A 19,272-nucleotide genomic window follows, 5' to 3' on the forward strand; every position below is an offset into this window, starting at 1 on the left:
GCGTCGGTTCTGGCTGAATGTGGTGGCGTGCGGCACTTGTCCGTCAAGGAAAGTCCCACGTACCAGTAATATGCCACGTACCCGCACTTCTTCGGCGATGAGAGTGGGTTTTCTTATTTTGACAAAAAAAGACTGCTGACCAACTACCTTTGTCAGCAGTCTCAAGCTGATTCCACCCCAGGAATGCGGCTCCCGTTTGGTTGTGAGATATCGTATTACTTCACCGTCACGATGTCTTCTTCACCGTATTGGACTTCTGTTTTGTTCAGGTTGACCGATTGACCTTCCTGCAAGTTGGTGAAAACGATCGGGGTGATGATGGAAGTGGCGTTTTCTTTGATATAGTCCAGATCCACTTCCAGCAGTTTTTGTCCCGGTTTCACTTTGTCCCCTTCGGAGATGAAGCTTTCAAAGCCTTTCCCTTGCAGGTTGACAGTGTCAATCCCGACGTGAATCAGGATTTCGTGACCACCCACGGAACGGATACCGATGGCGTGTTTGGTCGGGAAGACGTTGACGATTTCCCCTTCAACCGGAGATACCACGACACCTTCCGTCGGTTCAATCGCAAATCCGTCCCCCATCATTTTTTGGGAGAATACCTGATCCGGCACTTCGGTGATCGGCATCAGCTTACCGGTCATCGGAGCGACGAAGGACTCATCTCCCGTAGTCACGGAAGTTTCGGACTGTCCTTGTGAAATTTCCTTTTCCTCTTTTTCCGCTTTGATTTCCGACGGTTTTTTGCCGGCCATGATTTGCTTCATCTGTTCCTTGATCAACTCAGAACGGGGACCAAAGATCACTTGCAAATGGTTCCCCATCACCAATACACCGGAGGCACCCAGTTTTTTCAGCCGATTTTGGTCCACTTTCTGCGGATCAGCCACGGAGACACGCAACCGGGTGATACAAGCATCCAGGTGAGTGATGTTCTCTTTGTCACCCAGCGCCTCCAGCACACCTTGGGCCAATTCGGCGCCACCCCGGGCCGAAGCATTGCTTCCTTCTCCAGCTTCATCTTCATCTTCACGCCCCGGCGTTTTGAGGTTCCATTTGCGGATGGCAAAGCGGAACCCGAAGTAGTATACAACCGCAAACACCAATCCCACCGGGATGATCAACCACGGTTTAGTGTCCAGATTCCAGTACAACAGGTAGTCGATAAACCCACCGGAGAATGTCATTCCGGCCTTCACGCCCAGAATGTCCATCAGCATGAAGGAAATACCGGCGAACAGACAGTGAACCACGTACAGAGCCGGCGCCACGAACAAGAACGAGAACTCGATCGGCTCCGTGATCCCTGTCAGGAACGAGGTCAGCGCAGCAGACAGCATGATCCCGCCGACCACTTTTTTCTTCTCCGGCCGCGCTTCGTGGTAGATCGCCAACGCAGCTGCCGGCAGACCGAACATCATGAACGGGAATTTCCCGGACATAAACGTTCCCGCTGTCGGGTCACCCGCAAAGAAACGCTGTACGTCTCCGTGAACGATTTGACCGGTTGCGGTTTTGAAACTACCGAATTCAAACCAGAACGGAGCGTAGAAGATATGATGCAATCCGAATGGAATCAAGGAACGTTCAATCACACCGAAAATGAATGCCGCCAAGGCTGTATTTTGCGTGGTGACGACATGGGACACCACGTCGATTCCGTGCTGGATCGGGGGCCAGATGTAGAAGAAGGCCACGCCGAGCAGGAACGACGAGACGGCCGTCACAATCGGCACAAACCGCTTTCCGCCGAAAAATCCGAGGAACGGCGGCAGTTCAATGTCATGAAAGCGGTTATATAAATATGCCGCCAACATACCGATGATAATCCCACCGAACACACCTGTCTGCAGGGTGTCGATTCCCAATACCTTCACTGTTTCCACGTTATGACCGCCGAATGCCTTGGCCATTTCCCCCATGGTGACGTTCATGATAAGGTAACCGATCACCGCAGCCAAACCGGCGGTTCCTTCGCTGTTGGCCAGACCAATCGCCACCCCGACAGCGAACAGCAGAGCCAGGTTTTCAAAGATGATGCCGCCCGCATGCTCCATGATCGGGATGTTCAACACATTTTTGTTCCCGAGCCCCAACAGCAACCCGGCCGCGGGCAAAATTGCGACGGGAAGCATCAGCGCTCGACCGACACGTTGCAGTTTCCCAAACGCCTGCTTAAACATCATGTATCCCTCCCGTATCAGTATGGGTTTTGATGGGCCGTTTGTTGCATCTTTTTAAGGCAAAATGAAAGGCATGAGCAAAAAAAGGCACTGTAACCGTTTGCAAAAGGAGAGTCCTTTTACTTGCAAACGAAATTACAGCCTTTTTTCACTCATGCCTGATCGAATCAGTAACACGTGAAAATAAGGCCCACACGCTTTAGTTTTTGTGCGTCAATCTCTGCAGATGCAACGTCAAATAGCTGATTTCAGCCGGGTGAACGGGACGATTTAATGTACGTTCCATCACCTTGGCCAATTTCCAAGCCAGATTATAACACACCGGGTATTGCGTTTGCAACAGTTCTTCAAAGCCTTCGGGAATACTGACATCCTCTCCTCGCATCGTCCGTTCGATAGCATAACGCAAATGCGTGATCATGCGCAAGTAATCAAGGCTTTTTCGATCGATGCGGATATTGAGGGAGGATTCGACAATGCTGATCAATTTCATGATCAACCGCGAGTGCTGTCTGATTTCCGCCAAGTGGCGCCGTGTTACTGCACTGTGAATGTGAAGTGCGATAAAACCGGTTTCACTGGCAGGCAATTCTACACCCAAGCGATTACTGATCATGTCCACAATTTCCTCGGCCACCTCAAACTCCTTTTCATACAATGCCTGGGTTTCGATGAGAAAGGGATTGTTGAACTCCAAACCCTGCTCCAACCGTTTCAACGCAAAACCGACGTGGTCGGTCAGCGCGACGTGGATGTGTTCGGAAAGCGGCGTTTGAAAACGCTTCTGAATCAACCGGACGGCGTCATTCATTAATTCGATCAGACGCTCGTCCACTTGGGAAACCAACTCTTTGTACTGCTCTTGTTCCTTTTTGTCGATCAGGGTGAAGCATTTCTCCACAGCTTCCCGCTCAATCACATCCCCCGGATTTTTGCGGAACCCGATCCCTTTCCCGATCAACACCACTTCGTCATACGAAGGATGTGTTGCGATGACCACGTTGTTGTTCAAGGTTTTTTTGATGATAAATGCGTCCTTCACGGCCCATCCAATCCCTTTCCTGCCGCTTTTCGACACTGATTTTATCTTACCCGATTTTGAAAACACGTGTCACAGGTGAAACTTCCCATTCATGTTACATGTCAGGAATATCCGTGTCGGACACTAATTGTAGGGAACGACAAACAGCCTGTCAATCATCTCTTTTTATTGTGCTATGTCTATTATACACAAATGTTATTTTTGATAATATTTAGATATTTGCCCCGAAATAGAAACAATTCCTCCATCCGGGTCATCAAGGTTCAAATTTCATCCGTCTAATGCTAAAATTGGGATAAATGACCAGGTGGGGGTGCGGATGACGGTCATACGATACCATTGTCAAATCTTCAATTCCCGATTTCGAATGTTGACCATGGGCAATTGATTCACTAACGATAGGGTTTGGGAAAGAATTCAACACAGATGGATCGGATACTTCTATTACATAGATCGTTTATACCCCACATCATCAGTGGGAACAATCTCGCTATGCACCTTTACTTCCACTAGGATGGGTTTACGGCTGAAGAATATTATCCAAAAATTAATCATTCAAAATCAATTATAGTATAATCTCTATATTATTAATGAACAAATGAGAACGATAATAATAAAATCGTTATTTCCGATATACTTCTGTTGACCCAAATTTATGTATTAATATAAAATCAAAAACTAAATCAGGCGAAACTAAGGTTTGATTACAAAAAGGGAGCTTCCGCATCATCTTCCCGTCTATAAGGAGGTATAAAATTGAAAGCAACACTAAAAGTCGGACATCAGCCAAAAAAAGGGCCCGTACAACTGCCTAAACAGAAACATCCGCCGGGTTTATACCTGCTCTTCTTTACAGAGATGTGGGAAAGATTCAGTTACTATGGGATGAGAGCAATCCTAACCTTATACTTAACCACCGCGTTGATCAGCGGCGGTCTTGGTTTTGAAGAAGGTTTGGCCGCATCTATCTATGGATTTTATACAGGAGCTTGCTATTTCACACCATTAGTGGGAGGATATCTAACCGACCGATTTATCGGCAGAAGGCTTGCCATTACCATCGGCGGGATTACCATGGCGCTCGGAAACTTTGTTTTGTTTGCCGAGCAAAGCAGATGGGGCTTATATCTGGGACTGGCTTTACTGATCCTCGGAAACGGCTTCTTTAAACCAAATATCTCCACTCTTGTCGGTGATTTATATGATAAAAATGATAAAAGAAGGGATTCCGCTTTTACCATTTTCTATATGGGCATTAACCTCGGGGCACTATTCGCACCGCTGGTCTGTGGCTACCTGGCGGAAGATTTCTTTAAAACGACGGTAAACGGGCTGGTTCATTACGGTTTCAAATATGGATTTTTGGCCGCTTCCATCGGGATGATTCTCGGTCAAGTCGCATTTAACGCTTTAGCGAACCGTTATCTTGGCGATATTGGAAAGAAACCGACCAGCAACAAGACACCATTGAAAAAAGAGGGTATTCAACCAAAAGCACCGTTGACCAAACAAGAAAAGAGAAGAACAGCAGCAATTCTCATCTTGGCTGTCTTCGTTGTTTTCTTCTGGGCCGGTTTTGAACAAGCAGGAACCTCACTCACTCTCTATACGCAATATTTTATCGATAGACAGGTCTTTGGTTGGGAAGTCCCGATCTCCTGGTTCCAATCCGTCAATCCGTTATTTATCATCCTAATGGCACCGATTATTTCTATGCTGTGGGTCAAGCTAGCCAATACAAAATGGGGAGATCTGGCCATTCCTACCAAAATGGGACTGGGTATGATCCTTCTCGGCTTAGGTTATATGGTTTTGGTATTGGCCGTACTGCAAACAGGTAGCGATGAACATCATATTGAGCATAAAGCTCACTTATTATTCATCGTTGTTACCTACCTGTTCCACACGCTTGGCGAGTTGTTCTTGTCACCTGTAGGATTATCCATGGTGAGCCGGATCGCTCCGGCCAAACTGGCGTCACTTCTAATGGGTGTATGGTTGGCTAGTACCGGCATTGCCAATATTTTAAGTGGTCAATTAGCTGCATTCACTCAAACGTTAGGGTACTTAGAAGTGTTTGGCTTGATAGGGATAATGGCGATCTTCTTTGGTTTCATCCTGCTGCTCATTTCCAAGAAATTGGTTAAAATGATGGATTAGATCCAACCATTCTTGCGAAAAGAGCCAGGGGTTTGTTATTAATCTCAGCACCGCATCGGCGGTGCTTTTTATCTTCCTCCTCTGTTTCCGAATTTGTAAACAGCAGGATTTGTGGTTGATTTTGCATGTACAAGAACTCAATCAAAGGTTCATCTTATTTAAAAATTCCGTAATCTTGCAGTGTTTGATCCATATACGCTATTTTGGAGTAGTGCGCATGCAGGCAACCCTGTTTTTTTCATTATATATTATCCCGCTATCCGTGCGTCTCCGTTCCTGGGTACGCTTAATATCTTAATCCTATCATAACATAGCCCTTTTTGCCATCAATATGCCACGTTGACTTTTCATCGAGAATCCATTATTGTTCGACTTGTCACACTTATAAAAACGGAGGCGAATCCGTATGGCCACGGAAACCAATCAACAAATCCTGTTGGTAAAAAGACCCAAGGGCATGCCGAATGAGGAACATTTTCAGCTGGTTGAAGGGCCAATTCCTCAGCCGGGAGAGGGAGAAGTTCTCGTTCGTACCTTGTACTTGTCCGTCGATCCCTATATGCGGGGCAGAATGAGCGATCGAAAATCGTATGTGCCACCTTATCCGCTCAACGAAGTCGTCACCGGCGGGGTGGTGGGTGAAGTGGTGCAGTCGCGAGCAGCGGATCTGAAAGAAGGAGACATCGTGCTTGCTCACTACGGTTGGCAGAAATATGCCGCTGTCAAGAGCAATCAAGTGAGAAAGTTGAATCCGGACCTCGCTCCGATTTCCACCGCTCTCGGTGTATTGGGAATGCCAGGTCTCACCGCATATTTCGGCATGCTGGAGATCGGGAGACCGCAACCCGGAGAGACCGTCGTCGTTTCAGGTGCGGCCGGGGCAGTTGGCACAGTTGCGGCACAAATCGCCAAGATCAAAGGCTGTCGGGTGGTGGGCATTGCCGGTTCTGATACGAAGATTCGATATCTGTTGGACGAGCTGGATTTGGATGCAGCGATCAACTATCGAACCACACCAAATTTGAAAAAGGCATTGGCCGAAGCGTGTCCAAACGGTGTTGACATTTATTTTGACAATGTGGGCGGCGAAATTTCGGACGCGGTCATTTCGCTTCTCAATCACGGTGCCCGCATTCCCTTGTGCGGACAAATCTCTCTGTACAATTTGGAGAAACCGGACATCGGCCCGCGCATTCAACCTCAATTGCTGATTACCAGTGCATTGATGAAAGGGTTTATCGTGACGGACTATGCGGATCGCTTCGAAGAAGGGACCCGGCAGTTGGCGCAGTGGCTGAGGAACGGGCAACTGAAATACACGGAACATATCGTGGAAGGTTTCGAAAATACCGTTAAAGCATTCTTGGGCCTGTTTACCGGAGAAAACTTGGGTAAACAGCTGGTGAAAGTGGCCGAACCCACGAAGTCATCTGCATAAACGTACATGGGCTGATTAGAGCGTAACTGACAAATGGTGAAACCCGGGAACCCAATCCCCATGAGCCAGTTCACTATATGAGGAAACAGTCGGGGAAAGGGTTCCCGGAGAGTGCCTCCTATCCCTTGTGGCAACCGGCTATGTCATGCCATAACGTCTGAAGATACATCATCACGTCGTCTTTCAAATCCTTTCGTTTGAGGGAGAATTCAATCATGGCCTGGATATAACCCAATTTGTCACCCACATCATATCGTTTTCCCTCAAACTCCAACCCCACAATCGGTTGAGTTCGACTGATCGCGTTGAGCGCGTCGGTCAGCTGGATTTCCCACCAAGGCCAAATGGAAATCGACCGACTGGCAGTCTCTTTTAACGGGATGCTGGAACGATTGGAATCTGCGTTTACCGCAGAAAAAGAAGCAAAAGAGCAAATGCGCCGCTTTATCGCGGACGCTTCACATGAACTTCGAACGCCATTGACTTCCATTCGCGGTTTTTTGGAAGTGTTGCTTCGTGGGAATGTAACCTCACAACCCTAACAGCTTCAAAAAGCGTTGGTCAGCATGTATAACGAATCGGAGAAACTGACGAAGCTGGTTCGAGACCTTTTGCTTCTGGCCCGACTGGATCGCAACTTCGCCTGCTAGCAGGGAAGAGGTGCGTCCATTTTTCCGTTCAAGCCGATGTGCGAACCACTTTCGATCGGGATCGAATCAAACAAGTCATCTTGAATCTGTTCCAAAATGCCGTACAGCTCACCGACCCAAATGATGGTACGATCCATGTTTCTTTGGATCGGAAACCTGCAGGCGTCATGCTCAGTGTACAGGATAACGGCCCCGGAATACCTGAAGAGCATCTGCCTCATCTATTTGAACGCTTTTATCGGATAGATACCTCTCGCACACGGAAATCCGGCGGAGCAGGACTTGGCCTCGCCATCACGAAATCAATTGTGGAGATTCACGGTGGCAGGGTACAGGTAGAGAGCAAACCAGGAGAAGGAGCCCGTTTTTCGGTCTTTCTGCCCGCAGACCATCAACAGAGAGAGACAACCAATCGGGAAGAACCCGGCCGGGTCACCTGACCGGGAATATGTAATCAGAGCAACGATATTACCTAGTATGAAATTAGGATATTAAGGAGTCACTCTTTTCCCGACAATCACTAAATCCCGTTCGATTCCGTCCAGTTCGGCGACAGATGGGAGGTGGCCCCATTTTTCAAATCCGAACCGTTTAAACAGCTTCAGGCTGGGTTCATTGTGCCCGAAGATGAAACCGAGCAATGTCTTGATTTTCAGCCGCGGACACTCCGCGATCGCCTTTTCCAGCAAATGAGTGCCCAATCCCTTTTTTCTGCTTTCCGGATGAATGTAGATGCTCACTTCGGCGGTAGCATGGTAGGCCGGCCTGCCGTAAAACGATTGAAAACTCAACCAGCCGAGTATTTTCCCTTTATATTCCGCAACCCAAAGCGGCCTGAAGTGTGGGGAATGTTCGTAAAACCATTGTTCCTTGCTTTGCACAGTGACCGGTTCGGTGTCTGCCGTGGCCATTCGTACGCTCACCGTGGAATTGTAAATGTCGACGATGGCCGGCAAATCATCGATGGTGGCGTCCCGGATCACGATATTGTCAATCATGGCGGATCTCCTTTCCTGTTGTTTCAGCTGAGCAGAATCCATTTTATCGCCAAGTTTCTTCCGATGCCAGAGCCCACCCCCAAGATCACTTCCCTGTCCTACGGCAGCTGCCGGAGCAAGAAGTCCGAACTGCAGCCACAGATTCATTTGCGATTCCTTTACCACAAAATGGGGGGAAGATGATATAGTAATGGCAGGCAGCGCTTAGCGGTGAGGAAGTACCGGAGCTCACGAATACGATTACGGGAGGGTGCATATTGGAAGACACCCTGAAGCAGATTTTGGATGAGTTGAAGGCGGTTAATCAAAGGTTGGACAAGGTAGACAGCGGATTAGACAAAATGGATCATGACCTGACAGAAGTAAAGAAACTTCAACAGGAAACCATTGCACGTGTGAACCTGATCGAAAAACAGATTCATGATGTAGCAATGAGCCTGTCAGCAGATATCAGACACCTGGGTAAAAAAATGGAAGTAATGAATAACAGGCTGCTGGATGTGGAGGCGAACACATTATAAAGAGAGAGCGGGAAAACCCAGCCCTTCAGTAGTTGGTATGTTAGAAAGTGTCAGTGGACTCATCCCTCCAGAAAATCCTTGTATTGAAACAAAGAAATGGGGAGAGCGATGAAAGCTCTCCCCTTTACTGTTACAGATTCTATTTCTTGCGGATTTCCACCCATTTCAATGAATACGCCGCCCCTACTGGATGGTGTACCATGTTTTTCACATAACTCTTTTGCATAAAAAAGACATTGTTCTCATAGTACAGAGGTGCAGCAGCATAATCCTGAAGCAACAGCTTTTCAGCCTCGATCAGGCTTTTGTTGCGCAGTTGATAATCCGTCATATCTCTCGACTGCTCGATAATCCGGTCGAAACGGGGATTGGTCCATCTACCGAAATTCAGGCCGTTTTTCGTTTCCCACAAATCCAGGAATGTTATGGGATCGTCATAGTCCGCCGTCCATCGGAAAATACTCATATCAAACTTCCTGTTCATTTCCAATTTCGCTTTTTTCTTGGCTGGTTCTACTGAGATTTCTACGGGGATACCCAGGTACTTTTCCAATTGTTCCTGCACATACAACGCCACTATTTTTCTGTCATCTTCGTAGACGAGCAATTTCAACACGGGCAGTTTATCCATGCCCAATTCCGCCATCCCTTTTTGCAGCGCTTCCTTCGCCGCATTCACATCATAATAAACCAATTTGCCCTGTTGACGATCCGCAAGCTCACGAAAAAACCCCTCATATCCGTGAATGGTCGGTGGAACCATTGCATATGCAGGAGTTCCGATCTTTAACACGTCATGAGTTAGTTCTTCTCGGTCAAGTACCAGTGTGATGGCCTTCCGAATATTTCGGTTCGACAAAAACTCATTTTGCACGTTGAACCTCAAAAAATTGACGGTGCCACTGGTCGTTGAAACAAATTCTTTCGAAGGTTGGAACACATCCACAAGTTTGTTTCTCAGCGGGACCACATCCACTTGATCAGACATATACAAACGAATCGCCTTGTCGGATTGTGGGACGATCTTCACATTGACCCGGCTCAGCCGCACATTGTCCTTATCCCAATACTCCACATTTTTTGCGAACTGATAACCTTGTTCATGTTCCCATTTCGACAGCACAAAAGGTCCGTTGTACACCATTTTGTCCGCGTCCCGGGCATACTGGTCTCCATACTTTTCTACCACGTCTTTCCTCTGCGGCATGTAACTGATAAATGACAGCAAGCTGAGAAAATACGGAGTGGGACTCTTCAAACGTACCTTCAAGGTGTGTTCGTCTATTGCTTGTACGCCGACACTCTCGGCTTTCGCTTTACCCGTGTGATATTCTTCGGCATTCAATATAGGATAGAATATATAGGCATACTCGTTTTTGGTCTTTGGATCAAGTGCCCGTTTCCATGCATACTCAAAGTCATAGGCCGTCACTGGCTCCCCGTCGCTCCAGTACGCCTCTCTCAAATGAAAGATATAGGTCTTTCGATCGGGACTGATTTCGGGAAAATCAGCCGCTATTGCGGGTTGGGGACGGTTGTCTGCATCCAGCCGCATTAATCCTTCCATCACATTGGTGATGATTTTGGCAGAACTTTCGTCGATATATTTGGCGGTGTCCAGATTCACAGGCTCCGTGTTTTCCACCATATTCAACACCTGTCCCTCTTCCGCCGCTTCAACGCCATTCAACGTTTCGGGTACCCAACTGCATCCCGCCGCCGCCAGACTCAAGCAGAAAATGACAAGTAATGATACCCCTTTTTTCATGATGCAACTTCCTCGCACCGCGTTTTTAATATCAAAATAAGCTATAAAATACAATTAACGGGCATCCTATCCCTCTATGGCCACACCCCTCCTTTTCTACTTTATTGCTTAAGAGCATTCCAGTATTAAATATAGCTGATCGCCCTTAAGAACAAACGATGTTTTTTTGTCGAAAAATTAAAAGATAACATTAAGGGCAATGCTGTTCCCAATGTCCCACAGACATTAAACTGCAAGAAATTAGGATTCCCCTGTAAAAAATATTTCAGTTGAACAACATATGGTAATGATGTTGCCATGTAAATATTTTCTTGGTAGAAGGAAATAGAAATAGCACGATGAAATGGAGAGAACCAGGAAATCAATTGGGCACTTCAGAATCTCTTTTTTAGTTAAAACAAAAAGGATCGGGGACGGTGAACAGAAATGGCCCAAAAATACAAAGATGAGTTTTTGAAATGGGACTTGAAAACATTATCAAATGGTATCCGAACCAAAGAAATTTCCCCGCTGGAAGTAACCCGACATCTCCTGAAGCGGATTGAAGCAGTCAATCCGAAACTGAATGCTTTTATTACCGTTTTGTATGAAGAAGCGTTGGAATCCGCTTCACAGGCAGAAACAGAGATTGTAACAGGAAATTGGAGGGGTCCGCTTCATGGAATCCCCATTGGTCTCAAAGATTTAATCTGCACAACAAACATCAAAACTACCATGGGGTCTCAAATCTATAAAGATTTTGTTCCGGATTATGATGCCGCAGTTGTAGAGAATATGAAGCGAGCGGGTGCCGTCATCATTGGAAAGCTGAATACTCATCAATTTGCATATGGTCCAACAGGTGATCGATCTTATTTTGGTGCGGTAAAAAATCCGCATGACCTGACAAAAATGTCTGGTGGCTCGAGTAGTGGATCGGGTGCAGCAGTGTCCGCTGGCCTTTGTTACGCAGCATTGGGTACAGATACTGGAGGATCAATCCGGATACCGTCAGCCTGCTGCGGCATTGTTGGCATGAAGCCAACGTTTGGACGGGTAAGCAAATACGGGGTGTACCCACTCAGTTATACGCTTGATCATGTGGGTCCCATGACCCGAACTGTGTTCGATAATGCGGTCTTGTTAAATGTATTGGCAGGCCATGACGAAAGGGATCCCTATTCGGTTAGAAAGGAAGAAGAAGATTTTACCCGTGTGATATGGAAAGGGATTAAGGGAAGTGTGATCGGGGTTCCTTCCTCCTTCTTTTTCGAGAATCTGGAACCTGAGGTTGAAAGCAAGATTCGAAAAGCATTAGAAGTGTTTGAAGGGTTGGGAGCTGAAATCCGTATGGTCGACCTTCCCGACATGCAAAAGATTTCTCTCGTACAACAAATTACCATTCGGAGCGAATCATATGCAGTACATAGAGAAACACTTCTAATATATTCAGAACTATATGATATAGAAGTGCGGGAACGTCTCCTACTGGGGGAAGATATCAAGGCATATGAATACGTCCAATCCCAACAGATCAAACATTTTGCTCAACGGGAGTTTCTAAAAATCTTAGAAAATGTTGATGTGCTGGTAACCCCAACTCTGCCGATTTTGCCACCTGACATAAACCAGAGAGAAGTGTATATCAAAGGGAATTGCGAACACGTACGTGATGCTCTCCTTCGTTTGACAAGCCCAAGTAATTTTACAGGTTTTCCAAGCATTTCGATTCCCTGCGGCTTTTCGGAAGCGGGATTACCCATTGGAATGCAGATCATCGGCAGACCTTTTGATGAAGCAAATCTTTATCGCTTCGCTTATGCATTCGAACAGGAAGTTTCCATACCCACTTTGAAATATGACGTGAACTAGAATCAGAAAAAAGAGACCCGTTCCAGCAGCGAAATGCAGGTCATTCCAGGCTGTGAGAATACTATGGATACTGGGGCTGTTTGATGAGGATAAGCCCTACATTGGGTGCACCGTGGACGGTCGTATATATGTTTCAGCATCTTACAGTTTGATCACGATGCACTCCGGCGACAGCTCAGCAAAATATCAATAACGTGTTAACCCTTCATTCACATCTATCACCTAACATGGTGACCGTAAATATCCATTCTGTGGATGGGGGTACTTCGATGATGTTCCGATGGGTATGCACTGTATTGGCTGTACTTCTGTTGGTAAATGTACCTGTTGTGGCCCATGCTGATTCCGGTGCGTCTACCAGCGATCAATTCGTATTACCTCTGGCCAGGGCACACGCCCACAATGATTACTGGCACGCACGCCCGCTCTACGATGCCTTGGACCATGGGTTCACCAGTGTGGAAGCTGACGTTTTTCTTGTTGACGGCGAACTTCTCGTCGGGCATGATTGGAGTGAGCTGCGCCCTGAACGAACGTTGAAGTCCCTTTATCTCGACCCTCTGAAGAAAATCATCCAACAAAACGGCGGATCGGTCTATCCCAAATACCCTCACGATTTCTTCCTCTGGATCGATATCAAAACCGACGGTGAGTCCACGTATCGCGTATTGCACGAACAGCTGCGTCAATACCAGGACATACTGACCAAATTCACAGGTGATAAAGTAAAAACAGGCGCCGTCACGGTGATCATTTCCGGCAACCGCCCGCGTACCTTAATGGAAACCCAGCCGGTCCGCTATGCGGCCATGGATGGGCGCATGAGTGATCTCGGTTCCGGTGTATCGCCACAATTCATGCCCGTCATCAGTGACAACTGGCAACGTCATTTTACATGGATGGGTAATGGTCCCATGCCGGAAGAGGAACGTCAAAAGCTGCAATCCATCGTTTCCACCGCACACGCCAACGGTCAGCGGGTACGCTTCTGGGCCACACCGGACATGCCCTCTTCACAACGGGAAGCGGTCTGGCATGAGCTGATGAAGGCCAATGTGGATTTTATCAACAGCGATGATCTTTCTGGACTGCAACATTATTTACAACAATACGATCCGCAACCGTCGAAGCCCTATATTACATGGGAATCTGCCGACAAGCGGAGCAAGGCGGCGAAATAACCATCATCATACAGTAAGCCGCCGGTCAAGGGTAAACCCAGCGGTATAACGCTGGGTTTTTATCTGTATCCCATAACATCAGGGGAATGGATTCACACGAAAAACGAAACGCCACATGATCCGTGACATAAGATGGAGCAAAAATAAGAACAGGGGGTTAATGAATTGAAAATTGGCCCATTGACAAAAAAGGATGGGAGGAATCTCGGTGGGAAGTGTAATAAGTAAACTGAATAATTGGGCTATATTACAAAAAGACAAACGAGTCGCCTTTTCTCTTCCTACAACCCTCCCCTATTCCATACAAAACCTACGTACTATGCTCAATCAATATTCCATTCTCTATCTGAAGCCGGACAACTCCTGCCAAGGGAAGGGCGCAATGCGGATCGACAAGCTACCAAACGGCCACTATCTCCTTCGCTCGCGTGACACCAAAAAGGAAAATAGCTGTAAGAATCTGACTGCTTTAAACCGTTCTATCCAACACATCAAAATGAAACGCCCATACCTTATTCAACAAGGCATTATCAGCCAAACCCCTTCAGGAAAAATGGTAGACATTCGTGTTCATCTCGTTCGTCTGGGACATGTATGGCAAACGGCAGGCATGGCAGCACGTATCGCTTCCATCAAAAACGTTGTCACCAATCGGAGTAGCGGTGGCAAACCCATTTATCTCGATGAATTGCTGAAATCGCATTTATCATACACGGCCACCGAAGTAAAACAGAAAGTAGCAGAGTTGACCCACTTAGCAACCCGTGCCGTGCAACTGATCAGTAACCGATATCCCTCCTATTCCGAATTCGGAGTGGATATTGGAATTGACCGAGAAGGAAAATTATGGATTTATGAGGTGAACATCAGACCCAGCCTCCGTATGTTTAAACAATTAAACTATTCTTTATTTCTTCACCTCTTACGTTTGCGAAAACAAACACAGACGACGGGATGACCCTAATCCCATGTAATCAAATTCGGAACAACCGGATGGCTCTATCTCGCTATAAAAACAGACGACCTGGATTTACTCACTTCCCGCCAATCGTTCCCGTTGACAGCTTCGCTGGTATCACCCCCTTTAAGGGAGAACAAAAAGAGTATACTAGCCACTTCGCTCCTATACCTATCGCCTATTTCACCACCAAGGGTGCTCCGTGATCGTAGCCCATTCGGTTGTGGCGTCACGACAGTCGATGAATTGATTCAAAGGGGTAGAGGTAGACCAGCACCCGATCCGTTAACCATATAGTGCATACCTTAATTTTAGGCTAATCTCCCTTTCACTCATGACTAATACTGCATATAGTATCGGGCGGGAGCAAAAAAAAATAAAATGAAAGGGAGTGTAAATGAAAGACACATTAGGTTTGAATCAATTTTATAATTTAGATTATTATGATCATTATTATGATCCATATGATGTACACTCCTATAATCTTGATCCCAACTCTTTTGATTATTATGATCCAGGTATTAATCAATGGCGTAGGTGTCGTAGAGTATCCGTTTGTCGTTGGGTACAAGATCGATGGGGTAATTGGACAAGTCTGTCTGGGTTTGGTATTGTAGGCCCAGACGCAGACGGCGGGATCGGGGTAGAAGAGGCTGAAGAGAACCCGAAGGACATGAATGGATACCTGAGTTTAGCATAATAGGGATACGGCAACGATTAGCAAAATGAATGCCATTTGGACATTTACTTACGAATCGTTGCTGTATCCCTTCACTAAGGCGGTAACAAACCGGTACCGCCAGACGGCGGATGAACTTCTTCGTTTCCCCTTGATAAGCTCCTTGTCAAGTGAGCTTTCCTTGATTACCTGCCCGAGTGAGCGGATCCCACTTAACTCTTCGCTACATATTTGAGCAGACGAACAGGCTCATCGGTTGTCAATTCAACTTTTTCTCCATCAAAAATAAAGAGTTGCTTCTTCTTCCAATCAATGAAGACTTTGAATGTGTCCAGTTCCTCCGGTTCTTCATATCGACCATGAACAAGTATGGTCTGAAACGATGAATATTCGGACGAAACGTTTACCTCTTCTTCGGCGTGAACTTTGCGGTGTTCCACGGGAACTTTTCGCACGACTGGGTCTTCATCATCGGGATAGGCCAATCCGATTTTACTGGGGGTGACAAAAACAAGCAGGTGTACCGGCTCTTTTTCTTTGTTCAGGTACCCATGCAAGACATTTTGCCAGCCGAATACGACGCTGCCCGGCTCGGCTTTGATTGTTTCACGATTGCCCACAAAATAGGTCAAGTTTCCGGACAACACCAAGGCACAATCCTCGCCGGAAGTGTGAATGTGTGCTCCCAATCCTTGGTGATGCGGGAAGATGATTTCGTACAGGCTGGTGTTTTTCCCTTTACTGGACCGAAGTAGTTCGTTTTTGTAAACAGGCGACGGAGTAGAAAGACAAAGGCTTCTCATATTTCTCACCTCTGGTATGAAGAGTAAATTATTGACAAGGCGCTTAACACTTGACCACAGAAAACAGTTGTCTGAAATATAAATGGTAAGCAATTTTCATCCTTTGTATAATCCTATTTCCCACTATCATTTTCCCCTGCCATTTCCATTGACTTGTTTATGTCGAGTCTTGAGCTGTTGACAAACAAGAAAATCAACAGCTTCAAGTGGGAAAATCCCTCTTATCTCTTTTTTTCAACGCGAGTTTTTCCCACTCGCTCCAATACATGCGGGGCAAATCAGCCGGTACGTCATCAGGAACAATGCAAATCAGTTCCAAATTGTGGCCGTCCGGATCCCTGAAGTAAACGAACGCATTTCTTTGGTAGGGACGAACGATGGGCTCGACCGGCTTAAACGTCCCGTCACTTTGTGGCTGAATACCCCGTTCCTTCAGCCAATTTATCGCACTTGCCATCTCCTCTAATCCACGCGGAACGCAATATGTTTGGCAAACACATGATCACCGTTAGGTTTTTGCCACAGTCCCAACCAGCTTTTTTCCGGTTCAATCCACAAAAAAGCTACATATTCATTTTTCCAAGCCAAAGAAAGCCCCAATTTTTTATAGAATTTGATGGATCGTTCCAAATCGTCCACTTGGAAATGAACTTCATATAAACCTTTAATCAAAATTACCCCTCCACCTTGTTTGAACTTACTCCTATTTATGAATATTACTAGATTAAAAAATATATAAACTTGATCTTATTGACAATCCCCTTTTTTCCAAGTCTCTCACAATTCCTCAACCCCTTAAGACATGTGAACGAACCAAGTGAGAATCCCCATATGCTAATACCAAATAATGCGGGGTAATAAAATCATTCCCTTTTTGCAGGAGAAAATTTGAACTATCTCGAAAGATAGAAAGAATTGTGTACTTCAAATAGAAACCCAGAACACATCGATAACCAGGCTGAGATACACAGGAATGGATGCTGCTAAAAGACGAGATACTCCATCCGCTGCAGTTTTTTTATGTGAAGAAGGGTGAGGAAAGATGAGATTGGTGGGGCACAATATCTATTTGCGATTTTTAAAGGATACAGATGTGGTTCCGTTGACAGAGATGCACCTTAGAAACCGAGAATTTTGGCAACGGTATACACCAGATAGAACTGAGGAGTTCTATACGGAGGCGTATCAGTTAAATCGAATCAGAACCAGTTTGGCGAAGATGAAAAGAGATGAGCAATACACGTTCGGCATTTTCCTCGTCGGTACTGATGAACTGATTGGCATCATTGAGTTGACTGAAGTGGTCCGTGGTCCTTTCCAATCATGTTGGCTAGGCTATTATTTAGATCACTCGCACAACGGACATGGCTATACTACTGAAGCCGTGCGCCTGGTCGTTGACTGTGCCTTTCAGGTTCTCAAGTTGCACAGAATTGAGGCAGGAGTCATGCCACATAACATCGGGTCGATTCGAGTTTTGGAGAAGTCAGGATTCCATAAAGAGGGGCTTTCCAAAAAGAACGTGAAGATTAACGGGAGATGGGAAGATCATTTACACTACGCGATCGTGAATCCGAATGATTGAGAATGATCAGTGCGCGCAATTTTCCAATAAAGGTAGCCATTTACCAATATTTCGTTTTTTCGCCTAGTGATAGCTTGACCGGTATTACTCCTATTAGGTAAAAGCTTAAGATATTCCTTGATTTGCTCTTAACAAATCAATCTGGATCATACTCGCTTTCCTATACTTGTGTTCATTCTGTTGATGCAATCGTTATATGACATGGTTTACGTTTTGCAAGTTTTCATCATCATCTGCTTGTCTGGGGGATCCTTTCATGGTCGATGTGGTGAACGTTCATAGCCGGTTCCAAGACCCGCGTTTCAGGTACATCTGACATAGATAATGGTCCTTGCATATACCGCTTTCCTTGTTTTCCTCCATGATGGACTGGTTAGATGGAATGCTTTTTTCCCCAATCCTCACTACCAACCCGCGCCTGTCCCAAAATTTCCGATTAACAACCAGTACTGTATCCCGCCAAATTGGCAATGGTGCAGTTCACTTTGAGTATGCGATCGTGAGCACGGTACTGAGTCCCAACGTGTCGAAGGATTGTTAAAGATCAACTGTGGTCCTGTTTTCGGTCTTTTCGTTTTCCTAGGTGCTTGTATGGCCACTATCGGGACAACCGATTGACCACCGGGATAAGTGGAAAAGAATGTCACAAACGAACGGCATAGATAACACTCCGTTCTGACATGAAAACGAGGTATATACGAATAGAAAAAAACGCATTTTTACCCTTAAAACCTCAGATAGGTTTTACCCATGACCAATAAAATTATTTGGACCTGCAACATAGCGGATCTGTTTCATAATTATTAAGTCGAGAGTGGGATATTCGATTGACGGATAGTTGATTAACTCGTTGGACAGTTAATAATCTCCGTTATGTTCTTTTGTTAGTCCTGGGTACGGCCTGACAAAACCTAAACGGAGGTTGTAACAATGGATGATTTCAAAAAAGAACTTAAAAGTTGAGTGTTGACGAGTTCAAGCAGGGTGAGGTGACGCCTTGGGAATATCATGACCAGTACGATGCTACTCTGGCCCAACGATGCGGTGGCTGTTTCCGATGCGGTGGCTGTTTCCGATGCGGTGGTTATTCCGGCTGCAGTGGTTGTTTCCAGTGCTTCCAGTGCTTTTCATGCTTCTAATGCTCCGGTGAGGAAGAAATCACTGTTATTACACGACCAAATGGGCCCTCACCTTCATTTAGAATCAACCGGATAACTTTTAAGTACTCACCAATTCTGATGTACAAACGTGTTCTGAGATCAGGTTGTGGCGTGATCTTACCGTCCTGGTCGTACTTGATCCACGCTGTTCACCTTCATCTAAATCGCCATCATTGGAAGAAGTTCTACAATGATATTATTGTAAAAAATTGATAATACAAAAATCCGGATTATCAAAAAGTGATCTATTGACAAACCCAGCGTGATTCCGCTGGGTTTATTACATGTACCCCTT

The 19,272-nt window shown here is 46.0% G+C and carries 18 protein-coding genes; 11 read left to right on the plus strand and 7 right to left on the minus strand.

Annotation, left to right across the window (positions count from 1 at the left end; translation table 11 throughout):
• Positions 1-215: 215 nt before the first annotated feature.
• Entirely contained in the window at positions 216-2,183 is a 1,968-nt protein-coding gene (gene ptsG / locus KI215_RS09395) for a glucose-specific PTS transporter subunit IIBC (protein ID WP_212775143.1), read from the minus strand.
• 199 nt (positions 2,184-2,382) lie between these two features.
• Positions 2,383-3,225, minus strand: a complete 843-nt coding sequence (gene glcT / locus KI215_RS09400) for a glucose PTS transporter transcription antiterminator GlcT (RefSeq protein WP_212772498.1) — start codon at positions 3,223-3,225, stop codon at positions 2,383-2,385.
• A 756-nt stretch (positions 3,226-3,981) separates the two neighbouring features.
• On the opposite strand from glcT, the gene KI215_RS09405 reads away from it, so the two are divergent.
• From KI215_RS09405 to KI215_RS16345, 4 genes are all read left to right on the plus strand, one after another.
• Entirely contained in the window at positions 3,982-5,385 is a 1,404-nt protein-coding gene (locus tag KI215_RS09405; RefSeq protein ID WP_212772499.1) for a peptide MFS transporter, read from the plus strand.
• A gap of 406 nt (positions 5,386-5,791) precedes the next feature.
• Positions 5,792-6,823: an NADP-dependent oxidoreductase gene (locus KI215_RS09410; protein WP_212772500.1), complete on the plus strand. Its 1,032-nt coding sequence runs from the start codon at positions 5,792-5,794 to the stop codon at positions 6,821-6,823.
• Positions 6,824-7,128: 305 nt separating this feature from the next.
• Positions 7,129-7,365, plus strand: coding sequence for a histidine kinase dimerization/phospho-acceptor domain-containing protein (locus KI215_RS16340; RefSeq protein ID WP_420830104.1), 237 nt, complete (start codon positions 7,129-7,131; stop codon positions 7,363-7,365).
• Positions 7,366-7,511: 146 nt separating this feature from the next.
• Positions 7,512-7,913, plus strand: coding sequence for a sensor histidine kinase (locus KI215_RS16345; protein WP_420830106.1), 402 nt, complete (start codon positions 7,512-7,514; stop codon positions 7,911-7,913).
• A gap of 51 nt (positions 7,914-7,964) precedes the next feature.
• Here KI215_RS16345 and KI215_RS09420 read toward each other — a convergent pair whose 3' ends face one another.
• Positions 7,965-8,471 carry a GNAT family N-acetyltransferase gene (locus KI215_RS09420; protein WP_212772501.1) on the minus strand — a complete coding sequence of 169 codons (507 nt, stop codon included), beginning with the start codon at positions 8,469-8,471 and terminating at the stop codon, positions 7,965-7,967.
• Positions 8,472-8,728: 257 nt separating this feature from the next.
• Between KI215_RS09420 and KI215_RS09425 the strand changes: the two genes are divergently transcribed.
• Complete coding sequence (locus KI215_RS09425; protein WP_212772502.1) at positions 8,729-8,992, plus strand: hypothetical protein; 264 nt, start codon at positions 8,729-8,731, stop codon at positions 8,990-8,992.
• A gap of 139 nt (positions 8,993-9,131) precedes the next feature.
• Here KI215_RS09425 and KI215_RS09430 read toward each other — a convergent pair whose 3' ends face one another.
• Complete coding sequence (locus tag KI215_RS09430) at positions 9,132-10,760, minus strand: peptide ABC transporter substrate-binding protein (protein WP_212772503.1); 1,629 nt, start codon at positions 10,758-10,760, stop codon at positions 9,132-9,134.
• A gap of 426 nt (positions 10,761-11,186) precedes the next feature.
• Between KI215_RS09430 and KI215_RS09435 the strand changes: the two genes are divergently transcribed.
• The 4 genes from KI215_RS09435 to KI215_RS09450 all read left to right on the plus strand — a co-directional run bounded on the left by KI215_RS09435 (position 11,187) and on the right by KI215_RS09450 (position 15,450).
• A complete protein-coding gene (locus KI215_RS09435) occupies positions 11,187-12,611 on the plus strand; it encodes an amidase (RefSeq protein WP_212772504.1) in 1,425 nt (474 codons plus the stop codon).
• A gap of 269 nt (positions 12,612-12,880) precedes the next feature.
• The gene (locus KI215_RS09440) at positions 12,881-13,792 is read left to right on the plus strand and encodes a phosphatidylinositol-specific phospholipase C/glycerophosphodiester phosphodiesterase family protein (protein WP_212772505.1); all 912 of its coding nucleotides are present in this window, start codon (positions 12,881-12,883) and stop codon (positions 13,790-13,792) included.
• A 208-nt stretch (positions 13,793-14,000) separates the two neighbouring features.
• Positions 14,001-14,750 (plus strand): YheC/YheD family protein, encoded by a 750-nt coding sequence (locus KI215_RS09445; protein ID WP_212772506.1) that lies wholly within the window; start codon positions 14,001-14,003, stop codon positions 14,748-14,750.
• A gap of 397 nt (positions 14,751-15,147) precedes the next feature.
• Entirely contained in the window at positions 15,148-15,450 is a 303-nt protein-coding gene (locus KI215_RS09450) for a hypothetical protein (protein ID WP_212772507.1), read from the plus strand.
• 191 nt (positions 15,451-15,641) lie between these two features.
• Here the strand turns inward: KI215_RS09450 and KI215_RS09455 are convergent, their stop codons facing one another.
• The 3 genes from KI215_RS09455 to KI215_RS15975 form a co-directional block, all read right to left on the minus strand.
• Complete coding sequence (locus KI215_RS09455; RefSeq protein ID WP_212772508.1) at positions 15,642-16,325, minus strand: cupin domain-containing protein; 684 nt, start codon at positions 16,323-16,325, stop codon at positions 15,642-15,644.
• Positions 16,326-16,434: 109 nt separating this feature from the next.
• Entirely contained in the window at positions 16,435-16,689 is a 255-nt protein-coding gene (locus KI215_RS15970) for a VOC family protein (RefSeq protein ID WP_246512071.1), read from the minus strand.
• A gap of 5 nt (positions 16,690-16,694) precedes the next feature.
• Positions 16,695-16,904 carry a VOC family protein gene (locus KI215_RS15975; RefSeq protein ID WP_246512072.1) on the minus strand — a complete coding sequence of 70 codons (210 nt, stop codon included), beginning with the start codon at positions 16,902-16,904 and terminating at the stop codon, positions 16,695-16,697.
• Between the two features lie 370 nt (positions 16,905-17,274).
• Between KI215_RS15975 and KI215_RS09465 the strand changes: the two genes are divergently transcribed.
• Entirely contained in the window at positions 17,275-17,817 is a 543-nt protein-coding gene (locus tag KI215_RS09465; RefSeq protein WP_212772509.1) for a GNAT family N-acetyltransferase, read from the plus strand.
• A 989-nt stretch (positions 17,818-18,806) separates the two neighbouring features.
• Complete coding sequence (locus KI215_RS09470; protein ID WP_246512300.1) at positions 18,807-18,956, plus strand: hypothetical protein; 150 nt, start codon at positions 18,807-18,809, stop codon at positions 18,954-18,956.
• Positions 18,957-19,272: the final 316 nt, after the last annotated feature.

This window comes from Polycladomyces abyssicola, assembly GCF_018326425.1.
In the GTDB taxonomy this organism is placed as follows: domain Bacteria; phylum Bacillota; class Bacilli; order Thermoactinomycetales; family JIR-001; genus Polycladomyces; species Polycladomyces abyssicola.